The sequence below is a fragment of the Paenibacillus sp. MER TA 81-3 genome, assembly GCF_023713585.1.
In the GTDB taxonomy this organism is placed as follows: Bacteria; Bacillota; Bacilli; order Paenibacillales; family Paenibacillaceae; genus Paenibacillus_B; species Paenibacillus_B profundus.
Genome location: NZ_JAMAWB010000137.1, coordinates 1 through 255 on the forward strand (window position 1 = coordinate 1; position 255 = coordinate 255).

Consider the following 255-nt stretch of genomic DNA (forward strand, 5'->3'; position numbering starts at 1 on the left):
AAGGTATATATCGGTTCCCGCTAGGGTCAATAAACTTCAACGGATTGTTGGCCACGTACGAATACAAATTCAAGCTCAGCGGATTCCCTAGATCCCCTTCATACGTATCCTCATTAATAAACCGCCCGATACTCGGATCATACCATCTTGCACGCAAATACTGTAGATTCGTATCTGCGTCCCAGTACTCTCCCGAGTAGCGGAAGATATTCGGTACTTGCTCCTCCTGGGTTAATGGATTGCCCCAGATATCAT

The 255-nt window shown here is 46.3% G+C and carries 1 protein-coding gene; it reads right to left on the reverse strand.

The features are described 5' to 3' along the window. On the reverse strand, nucleotides 1-255 hold a 255-nt coding region (locus M3650_RS31585), incomplete at both ends, for an RHS repeat-associated core domain-containing protein (protein ID WP_251580310.1).